Genomic DNA, 3,914 nt, shown 5'->3' with positions numbered 1-3,914 from the left:
TCCGGCGAGAGACGAACCCGCCAGCTGGCCAACGATGATGGCGACGAGATAGCGGCTGAGCGCGACTTGCCGGTTCGCCATGTCGACCCGGTCGCCGATGAGCGCGATGGACACGGGAACGGCCCCGCCGGCGGCGGCGCCAGAAATGATGCGCAGAACGAACAGCGTTTGCGCATCGGGGGCGACGAAGGAGCACGCCAGCGCGACGAAGAGGATCGAAAGGGAGACCTTCATCACCCGTTCCTTGCCGAGCGCATCGCCGATCGGGCCGAGGATCGGCTGGATGAAGGCGTAGGGAAGCGTGAAGGCCGCCGCGAGGAGAGCGATGGTCTGCGGGCTCGTCTGGAGGTCCCGGGCGATGACGCCCACCATCGGCTCCACGGCCCGCGCCGAGAACGTCCCCGCGAAACCACTCGTGCCGAGGATGAGGATCAGATTGCGCGGCGTCATGAGGGCCCTGCTGTCGAAGCCATGCGAAGAAGCGTAACGGCTCTTAGCACGTGCTCAGCGCGCCGCGAGGGCTCGGAACGCAGAGCTGCCCGAACCCCCATTCATGTCCAACGTCAGGAACCGCTCTTCGCGAGCGCGTCGAAGGCCATCAGTCGCGCCAGCAGGGCCTCCAACTCCTTCAGCGGCACCATGTTGGGGCCGTCGGAGGGTGCCTTGTCCGGATCCTGATGGGTCTCGATGAAGAGGCCTGCGACGCCGACGGAAACGGCGGCGCGGGCGAGCACCGGCACGAATTCGCGTTCTCCGCCGGTGGTCTCACCCTGCCCGCCCGGCTGCTGCACCGAGTGCGTCGCATCGAAGATCACCGGAGCACCGGTGCGCGCCATGATCGGCAGCGAGCGCATGTCGGAGACCAGCGTATTGTAACCGAAGGACGCGCCGCGTTCGGTGAGCATGACGTTGGGATTTCCCGTCCCCGTGACCTTCTTGGCGGCATGGACCATGTCCCAAGGGGCGAGGAACTGCCCCTTCTTGACGTTGACCGCCCTGCCCGTCTTGGCGGCTGCGACGATGAGATCGGTCTGGCGGCACAGGAAGGCCGGGATCTGCAGCACGTCGACGACCTTGGCCAATTCGGCGCATTGGTCCTTCTCGTGCACGTCCGTGACGACCGGAAGACCGAACGTCTCCTTGACCTCGGCGAAGATCGCCAGGGCCTTGTCGAGGCCTATGCCGCGGCCGCTCGTGAGCGAGGACCGGTTCGCCTTGTCGAAGGAGGATTTGTAGACGAGCCCGATGCCGAGCTTCGTCGCGATCTCCTTTAGGGCGCTCGCCATCTCCAGCGCGTGCTCGCGGCTCTCCATGGCGCATGGGCCGGCCATGATGCTGAGCGGCAAATGATTGCCGAAGCGGACATTGCCCACTTCGACGATGGAGGGTTGGATTTGCTTGGTCATGGCGCTCACCTAACCTTTTTCCGGCCGAACGCAAAGTCGGCGAAAGCATTCCTCGGTTGCAAACGCACCAGTGTCATTCCCGGCCCAAGCGGGTGCAGCCGGTGAAGGAGAAGGCAACCCACGACGCCTCGTTTGATCGTGGGCCCCCTTCCCTCGCTTCGCTCGGTCCAGGGATGACGGAACTCAATTCAGAACGTCATCGCCGCCGCGTTGATGATGCCGGCGGAGAGCGAGGCCGCTCCGAGGAAGAGCGCGGCCGCCATTTCGCCCGAGGCGATGCGTTGGGACAGGTTCGGCATGACGATGCGGACCAGCCAATAGACCAAGATTTGAACGGCCAGCGCCACGAGCCCCCAGACCAGGCAATCGACGATCTCCTGCGCGTGGACGATCGCGCTCGCCAGCGGCAGCGCGAAGCCGACGAGGCTGAAGCCCAACGCGGTCGCCGCCGAGATGACGTTCTGACGGATCAGCGCGAACTCGTTGTGCATGGTCGCGAGTGTGTAGACCGTCAGATAAAGGGCGATCAGCGCCGTTGCGATGGCAAAAAACATCAGGAAGTAAGGCAAGCCCGCCAGAGATGAAGCCACGATCGGTCCCCCAAGGATTTCGTTTTGATTCGCGAGCGATATTACGTCGCTTCGAACGCGATCGCGACGCCGAAAGCGGCGCTTGCCGGGACGACGAGGCGGCTGCCGATGCGTTGGTAGGGAATCTTTGCTGCGTCCAGGTGGTGCGCTTGCATCCGCACGTCTTCCACTCTGACGCCGAAGGCCGCGAACGCGGTCTGGTCGGATGCGATTTCGACCGACCCGTACGCTTCTCCCGCGTCATCAAGGGACATGAGGTCGAGCCGCCCACGCGCAAGCGGGAACGAAACCTGCTCGCCCTCGAAATGGGGCGCGACACCGGTGAAGGCCGCAGCGAATGTCGTATGCGTCTCGACATCCGGCGTCACCAGCGCGACCACCGACAGTCCGGAAGCCTTGTTCGGATGAGCTTGGAAAGCCGGGTTCCAGAAGTTCTCGGGGAAATGGTGCTGGCAGACGAAGAAGCCGGCCTGCGGCGCCGTCTCGTCGCGCGCGAATGCCAGGGTGAACGCGACCTGCGTTTCGCTGCCGTCGGGGCGACGGCCGCGGCGCTCGAAATGAAACGGCTCGAACGCGCCGATACCCGCATGGGCAAACGAAGCCGCATCCGCTTTGGCGTCGTTGCTGTYGAGCACGAGCATCGCAAGGCCCTCGCGATGCGCGAGATAGTCGCCCACGAAAGCGCCGAAGCTGAAATTCGTCGGCGTATGCGGCACGAACTGCGCGCCCTCGCCGACCGTGATCAATTCGATGAACGATCCGTCGAACTGGATGATGCGGTTTTCGGTCCCCCACGCATGACGATTGCGTGCGCCGACCTGAAATCCGAGCCGCGCGTAGAACCGCGCGGCGTCGTCGAGATCGCGCACGGCGACGACGAGATGATCGATGCCACGATTCATGCGATTACCGCCTCCCGGCGAAACGAAGTCGCTTCAAGACGATCGGGGCCTGACCGCGCGATCAAACCAACCGGCTCTGCTCGACGGCTGCGTGAATAAAGCTCTGGAATAGCGGATGCGGTTCGAAGGGACGCGACTTCAGTTCCGGATGGTATTGCACGCCGATGAACCACGGATGGTCGTCGTACTCGACGATTTCCGGCAGGATGCCGTCGGGCGAGACACCGGAGAAGCGCAGGCCGTTTGCTTCAAGTTTGTCGCGATAGGTCATGTTGACCTCGTAGCGATGGCGGTGGCGCTCGGAAATTTCGGTGCCGCCGTAAATCTGGGCGACCTTGCTGCCAGGGGCCAGGGACGCCTGATAGGCGCCGAGCCGCATGGTGCCGCCGAGATCGCCGCCGGCGTTGCGCCGTTCGAGCTCGTTGCCGCGCAGCCATTCCGTCAGAAGTCCGACCACCGGCTCAGCCGTCGGGCCGAACTCGGTCGAGCTCGCCTCGGGAACGCCGGCGAGCGCCCGCGTCGCCTCGATGACGGCCATCTGCATGCCGAAACAGATGCCGAAATACGGCACCTTGCGCTCGCGAGCGAAGCGCGCCGCCCGAATCTTGCCTTCCGCGCCACGCAGACCGAATCCGCCTGGAACGAGAATGCCGTGAATGCCTTCGAGGAACGGCGCAGGATCTTCACGCTCGAAGATCTCGCTTTCGATCCATTGCAGATTGACCTTCACCTGATTGGCGATTCCGCCGTGGTGAAGCGCTTCGATCAGCGACTTGTACGCGTCCTTGAGGCCCGTGTATTTGCCGACGACAGCGATGCTGACTTCGCCCTCGGGATTGTGGATGCGCTCGGAAATGCGGGTCCAGCGTTCCAGCGTCGGCGGTGTGTCGTTCTCGATCCCGAACGCCGCGAGCACTTCGCTGTCGAGACCCGCCGCGTGATAGGCCAACGGCACATCGTAGATCGACGATGCGTCGCGCGCCTCGATCACCGCCGTTTCGCGCACGTTGCAGAAC

5 protein-coding genes are annotated in these 3,914 nt (G+C 64.0%); all 5 read right to left on the bottom strand.

The window, feature by feature from the left end:
• Positions 1-450, bottom strand: a 450-nt coding sequence (locus AC1DT3_RS13875) for an MFS transporter (protein WP_477465837.1), incomplete at its 3' end; no start/stop codon positions are given.
• Between the two features lie 113 nt (positions 451-563).
• A complete protein-coding gene (gene kdsA, locus AC1DT3_RS13870; protein ID WP_477465836.1) occupies positions 564-1,406 on the bottom strand; it encodes a 3-deoxy-8-phosphooctulonate synthase in 843 nt (280 codons plus the stop codon).
• A 188-nt stretch (positions 1,407-1,594) separates the two neighbouring features.
• Positions 1,595-1,996: a DUF350 domain-containing protein gene (locus AC1DT3_RS13865; RefSeq protein WP_477465835.1), complete on the bottom strand. Its 402-nt coding sequence runs from the start codon at positions 1,994-1,996 to the stop codon at positions 1,595-1,597.
• A 41-nt stretch (positions 1,997-2,037) separates the two neighbouring features.
• Entirely contained in the window at positions 2,038-2,898 is an 861-nt protein-coding gene (locus AC1DT3_RS13860) for a VOC family protein (protein ID WP_477465834.1), read from the bottom strand.
• 61 nt (positions 2,899-2,959) lie between these two features.
• The coding region (locus AC1DT3_RS13855) for a CTP synthase (protein WP_477465833.1) at positions 2,960-3,914 on the bottom strand (955 nt) is incomplete at its 5' end.

It is taken from the genome of Microvirga sp. P4_G7 (genome assembly GCF_056401005.1).
The sequence above is the reverse complement of the archived record's forward strand: the minus strand, read 5'-3'. Positions and strand labels throughout refer to the sequence as shown.

Excerpts from the sequence above, each read along its gene's own strand:
- kdsA (WP_477465836.1), bottom strand. The coding sequence starts at position 1,406 with ATGACCAAGCAAATCCAACCCTCCATCGTCGAAGTGGGCAATGTCCGC.